The sequence below is a fragment of the Mumia zhuanghuii genome (assembly GCF_042681565.1).
In the GTDB taxonomy this organism is placed as follows: Bacteria; Actinomycetota; Actinomycetes; order Propionibacteriales; family Nocardioidaceae; genus Mumia.
Map to the genome: position 1 here is coordinate 429615 of NZ_JBHUFT010000002.1, position 15193 is coordinate 444807.

Genomic DNA, 15193 nt, shown 5'->3' on the forward strand with positions numbered 1-15193 from the left:
TGTGGTCACCCTCAGCGGACCAGCAGCCTGACCGGCCGGGACACCGAGCTCTTGAACGCGGGGTGCTTGGCCACGTACCTCGCCGTGATCTTGTGCTTGCCGCGCTTGAGCTTGGTCGACGACAGCTTGAGCACGGCCTTGCCCTTCTTCACCTTGACGGTCTTGATCTTCTTCTTGCCGTCACGGAAGACCACCTTGCCCTTGATCGGGCCGGCCGCCACGCGCACCCGCGCGACCAGCTTGGCGCCCGACCTGCCGTAGCTGGTCCTCTTGGGTGAGACCTTCAGGCGGACGCTCGTCCCGACCTTCGCGACGCGGACGCCCGCGGTGCCCCGCCACAGTCCCGGCGAGCCAGCGCCCTTGCGGCCGGCGACCTGGGCCTGGACGACGGCACCGCCATCAGCGGCGGTGATGCGGTACGAGGTGCCGGTGGCGCCCGGGATCGGCTTGCCGTTGCGCATCCAGCGGAAGGAGTACGAGGTGGGGCCGCCGGTCCACGTGCCTGCGGTCGTGGTGAGCACGCTCCCGCGACGGTTGGTGCCGCCCAGGACCGGGGGCTTGGTCGAGAACGACAGCTTCGAGACGTCCAGGACGCCGGTGCCGCACGCCGTGGTGTTGCAGTTGTGACGACCGTTGGACAGCTGCGGGAAGGGCTTGACGGCCCAGCGCAGCGCGTGCTCGACCGTCGCCGGGCTGTAGGCGCCATGGGAGGAGATGAGCGCGGCGGCCGCGGCCACGGCCGGCGCGGCCATGCTCGTCCCGGCCATCTCGCCCCACGTGGGGCCGCCGGGGGTCGAGGTCCCGGTGTTCAGCGTCGAGTAGACCTGGTTGCCGGCGACGGCGTCACCGCCCGCGGCGGACAGATCGACGACGCGCCCGTAGTTGGAGTAAGGGAACCACTGGGTGCCTCCGCTGCTGCCCGCGATCTGCCCGACCTTGTTGGTGGAGCCGACCGTGATCACGCCGGGGCAGTTGGCCGGCGAGTAGGAGGCCGCGTCCCGGAATTCGTTGCCGGCGGCCACGACCACGGCGGTTCCCCGCGCACGGGCGGCGTTGATCGCGTTGCGAAGGACCGCGGGGCAGTAGCTGGAGGCGCCGGCGATGGAGAGGTTGAGGACGCGTGCGGGCGTCTTGTTGCGGGCCAGGCCGCGGACCTTCGCGCCTGAGCCCCAGAGGATCGCGGTGGCGATGTCCGACATCGTGCCGCCGCAGCGGCCGAGCACGCGCAGGTGCTGGACACGGACGCCCGGCGCATTGCCGGCGATCCCGTAGCCGTCGTTCGTGCGCGCACCGACGATGCCGGCGACGTGGGTGCCGTGCCAGCTGCTCCTGGTCGCCGGAACCCCGGCCGCGCACTCGTTGGCGGCCACCCAGTCACCCTGGTCCTGCGGGTTGGAGTCGCGACCGTTGCCGTCACGAGACCGCGACGCGCTGCTGATGAAGTCCATCCCGGCGACCGTCTTGCTGTCGAGGTCGGGGTGGGCGGTCCGGCCAGTGTCGACGATGCCCACGACGACCCGTCCGGTCGTCGACGGCCACGCGGCGGTGGCCTTCGACCCGTACGTGCCGTGGATGTTCCACTGTCGGGACCACTGCGGGTCGTTCGGCGCAGCTGCCGCCGTCATGACGAGGTCGGGCTCGACACTGGCGACACCGGGCATGTCGGCGAGCTCGGCGGCGGCCTTCTCGGCCTCAGCGAGCGTCGTCGTCTCCGTGAAGGCCAGCGCCTCCACGTCGTCGGTGACGGGGGTCGTGGTCGGTGCGGTGTCGACGCCCTCGGCCTCGACGACGCGGCGTGCCGCGGCGACGGCGGGGCGCGCCCCGGGCTCGTAGGTGATGACGAGGCCTGCCGCGCGAGGCGACGGAGAGGCCAGAGGCGAAGGGGTGGTGCCCCATGTCTGGGGCTCGTCGGAGGCAAAGGACGGTGCGACGGCGGCGAGCACGAGGCTGGCGCCCGCGACCAGCGCACACACGCGGGGGAGTCGTGACATGGGCCATAGTCTGTCGGGTCCGGGGGTCGCGGCCTCCAGGGCCCGCGCGGGGTCCGTGTCACCCCCTAGACTCAGGCGCATGTCCGACTACGCCGACTACCTCGCGTCGTACGCCTCGGTGGCCGCGATCGTCGGCGTCGGCGTGGTCGTCGCGGCCGGGATGCTCGGGGCCAACCGGCTGTTCCGGCCGGTCGTCGCCGACCCGGCGAAGCTGCTGACGTACGAGTCCGGGGTGGATCCGGTCGGTTCCGGATGGGCGCAGAGCAACGTGCGCTACTACGTCTACGCCTTCCTCTACGTGATCTTCGCGGTCGACGCGGTCTTCCTCTTCCCGTGGGCAGTCGTCTTCGCGGAGATCGGCTGGCCGGCTGCGGTCGAGATGGCGGTGTTCCTCGGGTTCATCGGACTCGGTCTGGTCTACGCGTGGCGCAAGGGGGTGCTCACATGGACGTGACCCCTTCGTCGGTCAACCTGGGTGTCCCGACGATCCAGCGCCTGGACACGCCCGAGCTCGGTGTCGGGTCGGCGCTCGCGCCGCGTCCCGTGCGCTACCTCCTCAACTGGGGCCGGCGCTACTCCCTGTGGGTGTTCAACTTCGGGCTGGCGTGCTGCGCCATCGAGTTCATGGCCGCCTCGATGGCCCGCCACGACTTCATCCGCCTCGGCGTCATCCCGTTCGCACCGGGCCCTCGCCAGGCCGACCTCATGATCGTGTCGGGCACGGTCACCGACAAGATGGCGCCCGCGATCGAGCGCCTGTACGCGCAGATGCCCGACCCGAAGTACGTCATCTCGTTCGGCTCGTGCGCGAACTCCGGCGGGCCCTACTGGGACTCGTACTGCGTGACCAAGGGCGTCGACCAGATCATCCCCGTCGACGTGTACGTGCCGGGGTGCCCGCCACGACCGGAGGCGCTGCTCCAGGGCATCGTCACGCTCCAGGACAAGATCGCAGGGGAGGACCTGGCCCAGCGGTACGGCCGTACGGGTCTGCGCCGCTCGCTCTCGTCGCTCCTGCGACCACCTGTGACTCCCGAGCAGGACGGATAGCCGGCGTGGGGTGGGCCGAGGACGTCCTCTACCTCGGTCGCGCGGTCGCGGGTGACCGGGTGACCGCGTCGCAGGAGTTTGGGCAGCAGACCCTCACGGTGCCCGCCGGGTGGTGGCGACCGATCGTGATGATGCTCCGCGACCAGGGAGGCTGCCAGTTCTTCGACTGGCTGAGCGCCGTCGACGAGGCCGGCGCCCCGAGCCCATACCCGGACGAGCCCTCGCTCACGGGAGGCCTGCGCATCGTCTGCCATCTCGCGGCGCTCTCGCCCGGCGTGGGCCGGACGGCCGTGCGCCACCTGCTCGTCCAGACCCACGTCCCTCGGACGCAGCCCGTCCTCGACTCGATCGTCGATCTGTACGCCGGTGCGGCGTGGCACGAGCGGGAAACGCACGAGATGTTCGGCGTCGACTTCCGGGGCGGCGTGCCGCTGGAGACGCTGCTGCTGCCCGACGCCTTCGAGGGCCACCCGCTGCGCAAGGAGTTCGTGCTGGCCTCGCGCGTCGTGAAGCCCTGGCCGGGTGCGAAGGAGCCGGGCGAGTCCGACCACGACGTCGCGGCGGCCGACTCCTCTCCCGGACGACGCCGGGTGCGGCCGCCAGGTGTGCCCGACGCCGAGCAGTGGGGGCCGCGCGAGCCGGGCTCGTCCGCGCCTGACCCGCTGTCCCACGCGACAGCGGGCCCGGCCGCCCGCCCCGCCCGGCCGCGCCGTACCCGCCGTGCCGATCCGCCGCCCGAGCCCTCCTCCGAGGACCCGGCATGATCGACCTCCTCGACCTCCTCCTGCGGTGCGGGCTCGTGCTCGTGGCGTTCTTGGTGCTGCCGCTGGTCGTCGGTCAGCTCGAGCACAAGACGATGGCGCACATGCAGTCGCGGGTCGGCCCGATGTATGCCGGTGGCTTCCACGGCTGGGCACAGCTGATCGCCGACGGCGTGAAGTTCGCCCAGAAGGAGGACGTGACGCCGCGCGCCGCTGACCGCCCCGTCTTCGCGCTCGCGCCGGCCGTCGCGCTGGTCCCCTACCTCGTGGTGCTCTTCGTGATCCCGCTCGGCCCGAGCGTCGTCGGTGCCGACCTCGACCTCGGTCTGTTCTTCGCGCTGGCGGTCATGAGCGTGGGCGTGCTCGGCACCCTGATGGGCGGCTGGGCGAGCGCCAACAAGTACTCGCTGCTCGGCGGTCTGCGCACCGCCTCGCAGCTGATGAGCTACGAGCTCCCGATGGTCCTGGCGGCGGTCTCGGCGGCGATGATGGCCGGCTCGTTGTCGCTGGTCGGCATCGCGCAGGCGTGGGAGTGGTCGTGGCTGGTGTGGCAGCTCCCAGCGCTGTGCGTGTTCGTGGTGGCGGGGCTGGCCGAGCTGCAGCGGCCGCCGTTCGACATGCCGATTGCCGACGCCGAGGTGATCCTCGGCCCCTACACGGAGTACGGCGGCATGCGGTTCGCGATGTTCCTCCTCGCCGAGTACGCCGGCATCGTCGTGCTCGCGGGGCTCACGACGACACTGTTCCTCGGCGGCTGGCGCGGGCCGTCGTCCGAAGAGCTGGGCTGGCTGTGGGCGTTGCTCAAGACGTTCGCGGTGGCGTTCTGCGTGGTGTGGTTCCGGGTGGCCTGGCCGCGGATGCGCGAGGACCAGCTCAACGCTCTGGCCTGGAAGCTGCTGGTGCCCGTCGCGCTCGGGCAGCTGGCTCTGACGACGGTGGTGGTGCTCGTATGAAGGGACTCCTCAAGGGCCTGCAGGTGACGTGGCACAACCTCACCCGGCGCGCTGTGACCCAGCAGTACCCAGACGTCCTCCCGGAGCTACCTCCGCGCAGCCGCGGGGTCATCGCCCTGCAGGAGGAGAACTGCACGTCCTGCATGCTGTGTGCGCGTGAGTGCCCGGCGTGGTGCATCTACATCGACTCGCACAAGGAGACCGAGCCTCCCGTGACCGAGGGCGGCCGCGAGCGCTCCTTCAACGTGCTGGACCGTTTCGACATCGACTACTCGCTGTGCATGTACTGCGGCATCTGCGTCGAGGTGTGCCCCTTCGACGCGCTCCACTGGTCGCCGGAGTTCGAGTACGCCGAGCTGGACATCCGCGACCTGACCCACGACAAGGACCGCCTCCGTGAGTGGATGTGGACGGTGCCGCCGCCCCAGCCGCTCGATCCCGCGGCCGAGCCCCCGAAGGAGATCGGGGTGGCGGAGAAGGCGGCTCATCGGGAGGCGGAGAAGGCGCAGCGTCCCCCGGAGCCCGGCGCATGACGGCCGTCACGGTGGTCTTCGCGGCGCTCGGCCTGATCACGCTCGTGTCGGCGTTCCTCGTCGCGACCAGCGACCAGATCGTCCACGCCGCGCTGTGGCTCGTCGTCACCCTGGGCGCCCTGGCAGGGCTGTACGTGCTGCTCGCGGCCGAGCTGGTGGCGTGGGTGCAGGTGCTCATCTACGTCGGCTCGGTGATCGTGCTGCTGCTGTTCGCGCTGATGCTGACGCGCGCGCCGACCGGCAGCGGCTCGGCCACGGCGACCGCCAACCAACCGCTCGCCGCCGTGATCGCCGCTGCGGCGACGGTCGCGCTCGGCGCCGTGATGTGGGCCGGGTTCGGCGGCGAGGTGATCGACGAGGACGAGATCCGGATCGGCACCGCCGGGCGGCTCGGCGACGCGATCTTCCGGACGTGGGTGCTGCCCTTCGAGGTGCTCTCGGTGGTGCTCCTGGCGGCGCTGGTCGGCGCGATCGCCCTCACGCGCAGGGGGGAGCGCTGATGCCGCTGATGCTCCCGCTGACCGTCTCGTGCGGCCTGTTCGGTCTCGGCCTGTACGCGGTGCTGGCCCGGCGGCACGCGGTGATGGTGCTGCTGGGTGTCGAGTTGATGCTCAACGCCGTCAACCTCAACCTCGTCGCGTTCGACACCTGGTGGGCCGACACGCTGCACACGGGCCAGTCGCTCACGCTGTTCGTGATCGCCCTCGCCGCGGCAGAGATCGGCCTGGGCCTCGCGCTCGTGCTCGTGCTGTTCCGTACGGTCGGCAACGCCGACGTCGACGGCCAGGAGAGCCTCCCTCAGGTGATGCCGGACGGGGGTGACGAGCTGTGAGGCGCCGTGACAGCGCGTCGACGGTCGCGATCACCGCGCTGCTCGCCGTGTGCGCGGCGGTCGTCGCGTTCCCGCAGCTCGGCGAGCGGACCGGGCCGTACGGCGTGCCGGCGGGCGCGCAGACCACCCTCGTCGACGGCGGCGATCTCCTCGGCGTCTCGGTGACATTCTTCGTCGACCACCTCAGTGCGGTGATGCTGCTGCTCGCGGCCGGTGTCGGACTGCTCGTCCAGATCTACTCCGTCGCGTACATGGCAGGCGACTCGCGCTACCGCGCCTACGCGACGATCATCCAGCTCTTCCTCATCGCGATGGCCACCGTCGTGACCGCCGACAACCTGTGGATGCTGCTGGTGGGCTGGGAGGTCATGGGCCTGTGCTCTTACCTGCTGATCAGCCATCACTGGGAGCTCTCCCCAGCACGCGCCGGGGCCGTGAAGGCCTTCCTCCTGACCCGGATCGGCGACCTCGGCCTGCTGGTGGCGATCTTCGGGATCGGCCACACGTTCGGGACGTACGAGATCAGCGAGGTCCTCACGGCGATGGCGTCGCCGGGTGCGCCCGAGGGGCTCACCTGGATCGGCCTGCTGCTCGTCCTCGCGGTCGTCGGCAAGTCGGCGCAGTTCCCGCTGCACACCTGGCTCGCCGACGCGATGCCGGGCCCGACACCGATCAGCGCCCTCATCCACGCGGCGACGATGGTCGCGGCGGGCGTCTTCCTCGTCGCACGCCTCTATCCCGTGCTCGCCGCCTCGGCGGTGACGATGACGGTGCTCGCGGTCATCGCATGCGTGACGATGCTGCTGGCCGCGCTCTTCGCGCTGACGTCGCGCGACCTCAAGCGGGTGCTGGCCTGGTCGACCGTCAGCCAGCTGGCGTACATGTTCGCGGCCCTGTCGGTCGGCGGCTACGACGCGGGCATCGACCACCTGCTGTCCCACGGCGCGTTCAAGGCGCTGCTGTTCCTCGCGGCCGGGTCGGTCGCGCACGCCGTCGGCTCGACGGCCCTGTCGGACCTGGGCGGTCTGCGCGCGGTGATGCCGTGGACGTTCGTGACGGCCACGATCGGGTTCGCGGCGCTCGCCGGGGTCGTGCCGACGGTCGGGTTCTTCAGCAAGGACGCCGTGATCGAGGCGGCGTGGCACGGGATCGGGCACGAGGCGCCCGTCGCGCCCGCCGTGGCCGCGCTGGTGCTCGCGTGCGGGCTGGTGACGGCGGTCGTGACGGTCGTCTACGCCTTCCGCACCTGGTGGGTCACGTTCGTCGGCGGCGAGGGCCGTACGGCGATGGCTGAGGCGGGATCGCGGTCGCCCGCCCTCCACGAGGCCCCGCCGCTGATGGTCGGTCCGCTGGTCGTGCTCGCGGCGGTGAGCCTCCTGCTGAGCCTGGCGATGCCGCTCGAACCGCTGACCGGTCTTGTGACGACGGTCCTGGTCGTCGCCGCGGGGTGGCTTGCCTGGCGCACGGTGGCCGCCGGTCGCGACCCCGCCGACCTGCTCGGAGCCGTCCGTCCGGCGTTCGACCGCGAGCTCGCGATGGACGTCGCGTACGACCGTGCGGGCGTGGCTGCTCGCGGGGCGGGTGACGCCGTGGTGGCGACCGACCGCGACATCCTCGGGTTCTACCCGCGGGCGGCCGCGTGGGTGACGGTGTCCCTCTCCAAGGGGTTCGCGCGTGCCCAGTCCGGCAACGCCCAGGTGTACGTCACCGTGCTCGCCGTCGGAGTGCTCGTGATCGCGGGCCTGGTGGTGGTCCGATGAACGGGCTCGTCGTCGCGCTCGTGGTTCCTGCGCTGACAGCGGCCCTTCTGGGGCTCGCCCGCACGATGGTGACCGACCGCGTCGCCGCGCGTGCCGGCGTGGCCGCATCGGTCCTTTCCGGGCTGTTCGTCCTCGGGGCGTGGCTCGTGCACGACGGCGGAGGGTACGCCTCCGAGATCGACGTGGTGTGGGTCCGGGCGATCGGAGTGCACCTCCACCTCGGGATGGACGGCATCTCCTTCCCGCTGCTGCTGATGACGACTCTGCTGTCGGCCCTCGTGTGCTGGGCACTCGTCGACGATCCGCCGGCAGGCGACAACGCGACGCCCGCCCTGGTCGCGCTCGTGATGGTCGTGCTGTCGGCGGCGATCGGGGTGTTCGCGTCGCTCGACCTGCTGCTCTTCTTCGTGTTCTTCGAGCTGGCGCTGATCCCGATGTGGTTCGTGATCGCGCGCTGGGGAGACCCGCGCGACCCGGTCGGACGCCGGGTCGCCGCCACGCGCTTCCTGCTCTACACCGTCATCGGGTCGGCGTTCATGCTGGTCGGGTTCGTGACCGTGTGGGCGCTGACCGGCACGCTCCAGATCCCTGAGCTGGCCGCGCGCTCGGGCGTGCTCGACGGCGGCTGGGCGCTGTTCGCGGCGTCCATGATCGCGGTCGGACTCGCGGTCAAGACGCCGATCTGGCCGTTCCACCTGTGGCTCCCCGACGCCCACGCGAAGGCCCCGACGGTGGGCTCGGTCCTCCTGGCGGCCGTGTTCCTCAAGCTCGGCACGTACGGGCTGCTCCGCGTGCTCGTCTCGGTGCTGCCGGGCCCGGCGCGCGAGCTCGCCCCGTGGTTGGGGGTGCTCGGCGTGATCGGCATCGTCGTGGCTGCGCTCGCGTGCCTGCGGCAGAGCGACCTCAAGCGCCTCATCGCGTACTCGAGCGTCGGCCACATGGGCTTCGTCGTCCTCGGCATCGCCACGCTCACCGACATCGGCGTCGCCGCGGCGGTGTTCGCCAGCGTTGCCCACGGTGTGGTGACCGGGCTCCTGTTCTTCAACGCGGGTTCGCTCAAGCGTCGCTTCGGCAGCGCCGAGATGGCCGTGCTCGGGAGGGGCCTGTACGCCCGCATGCCGGCGCTCGCCGTGGTGCTGGCCTTCGCGGCGTTCGCGAGCCTCGGACTTCCGGGGCTGGCCGGCTTCTGGGGGGAGATGATGGCGCTGCGCAGCGCGTACGAGGCGGCGGTGGACTCCGGAGCGGGGCTCGTCCCGGTGCTCGCGGGCGTCCTGCTCGTCGCCGCGCTCGTCGGTGTGCTGCTGACGTCGGCCTACTTCCTGCGGATGATCCGGCGCACCCTCCAAGGCGTGCCGACCCCGCATGACGCCGACCTCGACCTCGCGGGCTCCGAGCGGGGCATCGCCGCCGTCCTCATCGTCGCCGTGCTGCTCCTCGGGCTGGCGCCGGGCCTCGTGATGGGCGTGGTCGAGCCGAGTATCCCGGCGATCCTCGGGAGCGGACGATGACCCCGGACGCCGTCGACTGGGCCTCGGTCGGCGTGCCGCTGATGGTGGCCGTCGGCGCGATCGTCGCGCTGCTCGTGGACGCGTTCTGGCCCGCGGGCGGGTGGCGCCGCCAGGGTGTCGTCGCCGGGGCGTCGCTGCTCGCGGCCGGGGCGTGGCTCGCCGACACGGGCTCGAGCGGTCCGCTCGTCGCCGGCTTCTCGTGGGTCCTCCTGGTGTCGGCGCTGGTCGTGGTGGTCCTCACGCAGTCGCTCGAGGACGACCCCGCGATGCCGCCGGGGGAGTCGACGTTCCTGGTCCTCTCGGCCACCGCTGGAGCTCTGACCCTTGCCGCCGCGCAGGACTTCGTGACCTTGGTGGTCGCCCTCGAGCTGTTGTCGCTCCCCTCGATCGCCCTGGTCGCGATGCGCCGCGACCGCCGCGAGTCGGTGAGCTCGGCGTGGACGTTCTTCCTCGCGTCGGCCACCGCCACCGCGGTCACGCTGATGGGGCTCTCGCTGCTCTACGGGCTGACCGGCACCCTGACCTACGACGGTGTGTACGCGGCCCTGCAGACGTCCGAGGCCCCGGCCCGCGTCGCCGCCGCGGTCGTCGTCCTGCTCCTCGTGGGCCTGGTCTTCAAGGTCGGCGCCGTGCCGTTCCACCTGTGGATCCCCGATGCCTACCGCGGCGCCCCGATCCCGGTCGCCGGCTTCTTGTCGGTGGTCTCCAAGGGCGGCGCGCTCGCCGCGCTCCTCGTCGTCCTCGCGTACCCGCTGGTGTCGCTGCAGCCTCGCTGGGACCTCTTCGTCGCCCTCGTCGCTGCGCTCTCGATGACGGTCGGCAACATCGGGGCCCTGGCTCAGCGCGACCTCGTCGGGATGCTGGCGTGGTCGTCGATCGCGCAGGGCGGATTCGTCCTGGCCCCGATGGTCGCACTCGCCGTCCGCGCCGACATCGTGCTGACGGCGCCGCTGCGCTACCTCGCGGTCTATGCGATCGCCAACCTCACGGTCTTCGCCGTCGCGGCGGTCGCGCTGCGCCGGTTCGGGGGGACCACCTACGCCCACCTCGCTGGTGCGGGCCGCCGAGACCCGGTGCTCGGCGTCGCCCTCGTGCTCGGGCTGCTCACCCTCGCCGGGTTCCCGCCGGCGGTGATCGGGCTGGTCGCGAAGTACGTCGTGCTCCAGCCCGTCATCGTCGCTGGGTACGCCTGGCTGGCGGGCGTGATGGCGGTCAACGTCGCGCTCGGCCTGGTCTACTACCTGCGGCTCGTCGTCGTCGCGTACGCGCCTGCGGACCGGGTCGGCGACGCGGCGGACGCGCCCCCGGTGACCAGCGTGCGCGAGGGGCGCGGGGCCCGGCTCGCGTACGCCGTCGTCGTCGTCGGCGCGGTCGCTCTCGCCGCGACCTCGATCGCTCCGACGCTGCTTCTCGGTCCTCTGCCCTGACGCGCCCCCGCCCGAGCGCCGATGGGACTCCTGGCGTGACTAGGGTTCCGGTGTGCCCGACGAAGCGACAGTGACGATCCATACCGACGGCGCCTGCCTGGGCAACCCAGGACCGGGTGGATGGGGTGCCGTGCTGCGCTATGGCGACCACGTCGCAGAGCTCCACGGGGGCGACCCGGCAACGACCAACAACCGGATGGAGCTGATGGCGGCCATCCAGGCGCTCGAGACCCTCACCCGGCCGGTGGGCGTCGACCTGCACACCGACAGCAGCTACGTTCGCAACGGGATCATGTCGTGGGTCACGAAATGGAAGGCCAACGGCTGGCGTACCGCCGCCAAGCAGCCGGTCAAGAACGAGGACCTCTGGCGCCGCCTCGACGAGGCGGCCCAGCGGCACGACGTGCGGTGGCACTGGGTGAAGGGCCACGCGGGCGACCCTGGCAACGAGCGCGCCGACGAGCTCGCCGGCCGCGGCGCGCTCGAGGCGAAAGGCGGCGCGGCGCGCTAGCGGTAGTTGACGAACTGCACCGCGAAGTCGAGGTCGGCGCCCTTGACCAGGGCGATGACCTCCTGCAGCTCGTCGCGCTTCTTGCCCGTGACCCGCAGCTCGTCGCCCTGGATCTGGACCTTGACGCCCTTGGGGCCCTCCTCACGGATCAGCTTGGAGACCTTCTTGGCCTGCTCCTGAGTGATCCCCTCGGAGAAGGTGCCGTTGATGACGGACTCCTTGCCGGACTGCTTGGGGTCGCCCGCCTCCAGCGTCTTGAGGGAGACTCCCCGCTTGACGAGCTTGTCCTTGAGCACGTCGAGCACGGCGAGGGCCCGCTCGTCGGCGTTGGCCTTGATGACGACGTCGGTGGAGCCGCTCTTCTCGATCGAGGCCCCGGTGTTCTTGAAGTCGTACCGCGTCGAGATCTCGCGCGCGGCCTGGTTGATCGCGTTGTCGATCTCGGCGTGGTCCAGCTTGCTCACGATGTCGAACGACGAGTCCGCGGCCATGATGATCCTCTCGGTCAGGCAGCTGGTCACCCGATTTCGGGTGCGCTGGAGCGCTGCGCTAAAGTCGTGCTGTTGCTCGCGCAGAGTAACAACCCCTGGCAGGTTGCCCGAGCGGCCAATGGGAGCTGACTGTAAATCAGCCGGCAATGCCTTCGCAGGTTCGAATCCTGCACCTGCCACGGTCGACGAGCCCGGTTCCGCACGTGCGGGGCCGGGCTCGTCCGCTTATGCGGACCGTGCGGGCGCCTCATCGCATCGCGTCGAGGACGTCGGCGGTGAAGGCGTCCGCCGACAGGGCCTGCGGGTCCTGCGGGGCCGCGCCCATCCGTACGGCCACGATCCCGTCCGAGGGCACCACGGCGACGATCTGGCTGCCCAGACCGAGCGCCCAGAACGCGTCCTTCGGCGCGTGTGGTGCGAGCCGGCTGCGGGTGGGAGCCTCCCCGGCGTCCGCACCGGCTCCGGAGGCCGTACGCGCCCCGTGGACGGGCCCCTTGCGGTTGACCCACCACAGCAGCCCGTACGCGGCGTTGAGCGGGGACGAGGACCGTCCGGTGGCCTGCTCCACGTACGCGGAGGAGACGACCTGGCGTTCGTCCCAGCGTCCGTCGCGCATCATGAGCAGCCCGAGCCGCGCCAGGTCGAGGCACGACGCGTCGACGCCCGAGAACATCAGGGTGTTGCCCGCCGCGTCCTCGCTCCAGGACGTGCGCGACATCCCGAGCGGGCCGAGGAGCTTCTCCTGGGCGTACTCGCGAGGGTTCTTCCCGGTGGCGACCTGGAGCACCTCGTCGAGGGTCTGGATCGCGGCGTTGTTGTAGCGCCAGACCGTGCCCGGCCGGGCGTCCTGCGCGAGCGCGATCGAGAAGGCGGTCTTGTCACGCGCGGCGATCGCCATCTGCTGGTAGTCGGTGGCGAAGTCCCAGTGCCGGCCGGACACGTTCGCGAGGAGGTCGCGGATCGTGACCCGCGCCGCCGGCGTGCCCCGCCAGGCGCGGACGTACGCGGACGCCCGGTCGTCGAGCTCGAGGAGGCCCTCGTCGGCGGCGATGCCCACCAGGACGGACGTGAACGACTTCGTGACCGAGAACGCGGGGCCCGTCGAGTCGCGGTCCGCGTCGCCGAAGGTCGCCTCGTGGACGAGCGCGCCGTCGCGGGTCACGACGACGCAAGAGGACCCGGCGGCGGCCTGGTCGCGGTCGAGCGCACGCAGCGCCGCGGGGTCGAAGCCGGCGGTCACCGGGTCGATCGTCGCCCAGTCGTCACCGGGCACGACGTCGGTCGGCGCGGCGCTCGTCGGGCTCGTCGTCGGGGCTGCCGTCGGGTCACCGGACATCGATCCGCTGCCGCCGGAGCTGCAGGCGCTGACGAGCAGCAGGGCTGCGGCCGCGAGCGCCGTACGACAGGTGGGCATGGTCGTATTATGTGACCGGAATCATGGGGGAGACCCCCGATTTCGGTTCGTCGCAGCGGCCGTGTATCTTTGCTTCTCGGTTCGCCGATCGCCCCTTTAGCTCAGTCGGCAGAGCGTCTCCATGGTAAGGAGAAGGTCTACGGTTCGATTCCGTAAAGGGGCTCTGAGTCTCACCCGCTCCCTCCGCCCGGTGCGAAGGGCGGCGGGATGACGCATGGCGGGGTAGCTCAGGTGGTTAGAGCACACGGCTCATAATCGTGGTGTCGCGGGTTCGAGTCCCGCCCCCGCTACAAAAGACGACAGAAGCAGTTCCAGCGAAGAAGAGGCAGACTCGTGGCCAGCAAGAGCTCTGACATCCGCCCCAAGATCACCTTGGCGTGCACCGAGTGCAAGCGACGCAACTACATCACCAAGAAGAACCGTCGCAACGATCCCGATCGCCTCGACCTCAAGAAGTTCTGCCCGCACGAGCGTCGTCACACGGTCCACCGCGAGACCCGCTGACCCACCTCGTACGACTTCCCACGTACACACCGTTCACCAGGGTCCCGCCGAACAGGCGCGGACCCTGGTGTCATGTTGGGAGCCTTCTCGATGCGTGACCTGACCGTCCTCGCCCCGCTCACGACGCTGCGGATCGGTGGACCCGCCCGTGAGATCGTCGAGGTGACAGACGCCGACGATCTTGTCGACACCGTCCGCGCGCTCGACGAGGCCGGTGAGCGGGTCCTCCTGCTCGGGGGCGGCAGCAACGTCGTCGTCGCCGACGAGGGCTTCGACGGCACCGTCGTCCTCATCCGTACCCAGGGCCTGGTCGCCGACGTCGACCGCTGCAGCGGTGCCACCCTGACGGTCGCCGCGGGGGAGGTGTGGGACGACTTCGTCGCTCACGCCGTCGAGCAGGAGTGGGTCGGCATCGAGACCCTCTCCGGCATCCCCGGACGGGTCGGAGCCACGCCGATCCAGAACGTCGGTGCCTACGGCCAGGACGTCGCCCAAACCATCGCCCGGGTCCGTACCTACGACCGCCGCGACCGGCGTGTGGTCACGTACTCCGCGGTCGACTGCGGCTTCGGCTACCGCACGAGCCGCTTCAAGGCCGAGCCCGGACGCCACGTCGTGCTCGAGGTCACCTTCCAGCTCGAGCTCGGCTCGCTCGGCGCCCCGGTCCGGTACGCCGAGCTGGCCAAGACCCTCGGCATCGCGGTCGGCGACCGTGCGCCGCTCGCGGACGTCCGCGACGCCGTCCTCGACCTGCGTGCCGGCAAGGGCATGGTGCTCGATCCGGACGACCACGACACGTGGAGCGCGGGGTCGTTCTTCACCAACCCGGTCCTGTCGGCCGACGCCGCAGGTGCGCTGCCTGCTGACGCGCCGCGCTTCGGGCAGCCCGACGGGCGTGTCAAGACCAGCGCCGCGTGGCTGATCGAACACGCCGGCTTCGGCAAGGGGTACGGCGAGACGGCGGCCCGCGTCTCCACCAAGCACAGCCTCGCGCTCACCAACCGTGGCGGCGCCACCGGCTACGAGCTCCTCGCACTGGCTCGCGAGATCCGCGACGGGGTCGAGGCGAAGTTCGGCGTACGCCTGGAGAACGAGCCGGTCCTCGTCGGCACCGAGCTCTGAGCCCGACCGGCTCCCGCTCGCTCAGCGACGTCTTGACCCTCACGGCGTCCTGGACGAACCGACGCTGAGGTGGCCGTACAGGCGCTGTGCTCGCGCGAGCTCACGACGCAGTCGCGCTGCCGTGCGCTCGGCGTTCTCGGGGGCCAGGTCGGCCCACGTCAGCCGGACAACGTGGTATCCGAGATCTCGGACCTTCAGCTCACGCTTCTTCTGGGCCCAGACGGTCGTCCTGGCCTCGTCCTCGTCATCGTCGTCGTACGTGACCCGCCCGTCGAACTCGACCACCAGGCGCTGCACCGGCCACAGGAAGTCGACCTCTGCCCGACGGCCGTCGAC

At 71.0% G+C, this 15193-nt stretch carries 17 protein-coding genes and 3 tRNA genes; 16 read left to right on the top strand and 4 right to left on the bottom strand.

Going from position 1 to position 15193, the window contains the following annotated elements:
* Positions 1-11: 11 nt before the first annotated feature.
* Positions 12-1991: a S8 family serine peptidase gene (locus tag ACFSDF_RS05130; protein WP_167005822.1), complete on the bottom strand. Its 1980-nt coding sequence runs from the start codon at positions 1989-1991 to the stop codon at positions 12-14.
* A gap of 79 nt (positions 1992-2070) precedes the next feature.
* On the opposite strand from ACFSDF_RS05130, the gene ACFSDF_RS05135 reads away from it, so the two are divergent.
* The 11 genes from ACFSDF_RS05135 to rnhA all read left to right on the top strand — a co-directional run bounded on the left by ACFSDF_RS05135 (position 2071) and on the right by rnhA (position 11326).
* A complete protein-coding gene (locus ACFSDF_RS05135) occupies positions 2071-2445 on the top strand; it encodes an NADH-quinone oxidoreductase subunit A (protein WP_167005819.1) in 375 nt (124 codons plus the stop codon).
* Entirely contained in the window at positions 2436-3041 is a 606-nt protein-coding gene (locus ACFSDF_RS05140) for an NADH-quinone oxidoreductase subunit B (protein WP_167005816.1), read from the top strand. Before ACFSDF_RS05135 ends, ACFSDF_RS05140 begins: the two co-directional genes overlap by 10 nt.
* A gap of 5 nt (positions 3042-3046) precedes the next feature.
* Positions 3047-3805, top strand: coding sequence for an NADH-quinone oxidoreductase subunit C (locus tag ACFSDF_RS05145; RefSeq protein ID WP_243843032.1), 759 nt, complete (start codon positions 3047-3049; stop codon positions 3803-3805).
* On the top strand, positions 3802-4755 hold the full coding sequence (locus ACFSDF_RS05150; protein WP_377156530.1) for a complex I subunit 1/NuoH family protein: 954 nt from the start codon (positions 3802-3804) through the stop codon (positions 4753-4755). The genes ACFSDF_RS05145 and ACFSDF_RS05150 overlap by 4 nt, the downstream gene beginning before the upstream one ends.
* Positions 4752-5288 (top strand): NuoI/complex I 23 kDa subunit family protein, encoded by a 537-nt coding sequence (locus ACFSDF_RS05155; protein WP_167005810.1) that lies wholly within the window; start codon positions 4752-4754, stop codon positions 5286-5288. The genes ACFSDF_RS05150 and ACFSDF_RS05155 overlap by 4 nt, the downstream gene beginning before the upstream one ends.
* Entirely contained in the window at positions 5285-5788 is a 504-nt protein-coding gene (locus ACFSDF_RS05160; RefSeq protein ID WP_167251596.1) for an NADH-quinone oxidoreductase subunit J family protein, read from the top strand. Before ACFSDF_RS05155 ends, ACFSDF_RS05160 begins: the two co-directional genes overlap by 4 nt.
* Positions 5788-6120 (top strand): NADH-quinone oxidoreductase subunit NuoK, encoded by a 333-nt coding sequence (gene nuoK / locus ACFSDF_RS05165; protein WP_167005804.1) that lies wholly within the window; start codon positions 5788-5790, stop codon positions 6118-6120. The genes ACFSDF_RS05160 and nuoK overlap by 1 nt, the downstream gene beginning before the upstream one ends.
* A complete protein-coding gene (locus ACFSDF_RS05170) occupies positions 6117-7880 on the top strand; it encodes an NADH-quinone oxidoreductase subunit 5 family protein (protein ID WP_167005801.1) in 1764 nt (587 codons plus the stop codon). The genes nuoK and ACFSDF_RS05170 overlap by 4 nt, the downstream gene beginning before the upstream one ends.
* Positions 7877-9388: a complex I subunit 4 family protein gene (locus ACFSDF_RS05175; RefSeq protein ID WP_167005798.1), complete on the top strand. Its 1512-nt coding sequence runs from the start codon at positions 7877-7879 to the stop codon at positions 9386-9388. The genes ACFSDF_RS05170 and ACFSDF_RS05175 overlap by 4 nt, the downstream gene beginning before the upstream one ends.
* Positions 9385-10815 carry an NADH-quinone oxidoreductase subunit N gene (locus ACFSDF_RS05180; protein ID WP_167005795.1) on the top strand — a complete coding sequence of 477 codons (1431 nt, stop codon included), beginning with the start codon at positions 9385-9387 and terminating at the stop codon, positions 10813-10815. The genes ACFSDF_RS05175 and ACFSDF_RS05180 overlap by 4 nt, the downstream gene beginning before the upstream one ends.
* Before the next feature lie 70 nt (positions 10816-10885).
* Positions 10886-11326: a ribonuclease HI gene (rnhA, locus tag ACFSDF_RS05185; RefSeq protein ID WP_377156534.1), complete on the top strand. Its 441-nt coding sequence runs from the start codon at positions 10886-10888 to the stop codon at positions 11324-11326.
* Here rnhA and ACFSDF_RS05190 read toward each other — a convergent pair.
* Entirely contained in the window at positions 11323-11817 is a 495-nt protein-coding gene (locus ACFSDF_RS05190) for a YajQ family cyclic di-GMP-binding protein (protein ID WP_167005790.1), read from the bottom strand. The genes rnhA and ACFSDF_RS05190 overlap by 4 nt on opposite strands.
* A 97-nt stretch (positions 11818-11914) precedes the next feature.
* On the opposite strand from ACFSDF_RS05190, the gene ACFSDF_RS05195 reads away from it, so the two are divergent.
* Positions 11915-11996: transfer RNA gene (locus tag ACFSDF_RS05195), tRNA-Tyr, on the top strand.
* A gap of 68 nt (positions 11997-12064) precedes the next feature.
* Here the strand turns inward: ACFSDF_RS05195 and ACFSDF_RS05200 are convergent.
* On the bottom strand, positions 12065-13231 hold the full coding sequence (locus ACFSDF_RS05200) for a serine hydrolase domain-containing protein (RefSeq protein WP_167005787.1): 1167 nt from the start codon (positions 13229-13231) through the stop codon (positions 12065-12067).
* Positions 13232-13321: 90 nt separating this feature from the next.
* On the opposite strand from ACFSDF_RS05200, the gene ACFSDF_RS05205 reads away from it, so the two are divergent.
* The 4 genes from ACFSDF_RS05205 to ACFSDF_RS05220 all read left to right on the top strand — a co-directional run bounded on the left by ACFSDF_RS05205 (position 13322) and on the right by ACFSDF_RS05220 (position 14857).
* Positions 13322-13394, top strand: a tRNA-Thr gene (locus ACFSDF_RS05205).
* Between the two features lie 53 nt (positions 13395-13447).
* Positions 13448-13521, top strand: a tRNA-Met gene (locus ACFSDF_RS05210).
* Positions 13522-13564: 43 nt separating this feature from the next.
* Positions 13565-13735 (top strand): 50S ribosomal protein L33, encoded by a 171-nt coding sequence (gene rpmG, locus ACFSDF_RS05215; protein WP_139088538.1) that lies wholly within the window; start codon positions 13565-13567, stop codon positions 13733-13735.
* A gap of 72 nt (positions 13736-13807) precedes the next feature.
* The gene (locus ACFSDF_RS05220) at positions 13808-14857 is read left to right on the top strand and encodes a UDP-N-acetylmuramate dehydrogenase (protein ID WP_208322438.1); all 1050 of its coding nucleotides are present in this window, start codon (positions 13808-13810) and stop codon (positions 14855-14857) included.
* Between the two features lie 39 nt (positions 14858-14896).
* Here ACFSDF_RS05220 and ACFSDF_RS05225 read toward each other — a convergent pair whose 3' ends face one another.
* On the bottom strand, positions 14897-15154 hold the full coding sequence (locus tag ACFSDF_RS05225) for a hypothetical protein (RefSeq protein ID WP_167005784.1): 258 nt from the start codon (positions 15152-15154) through the stop codon (positions 14897-14899).
* Positions 15155-15193: the final 39 nt, after the last annotated feature.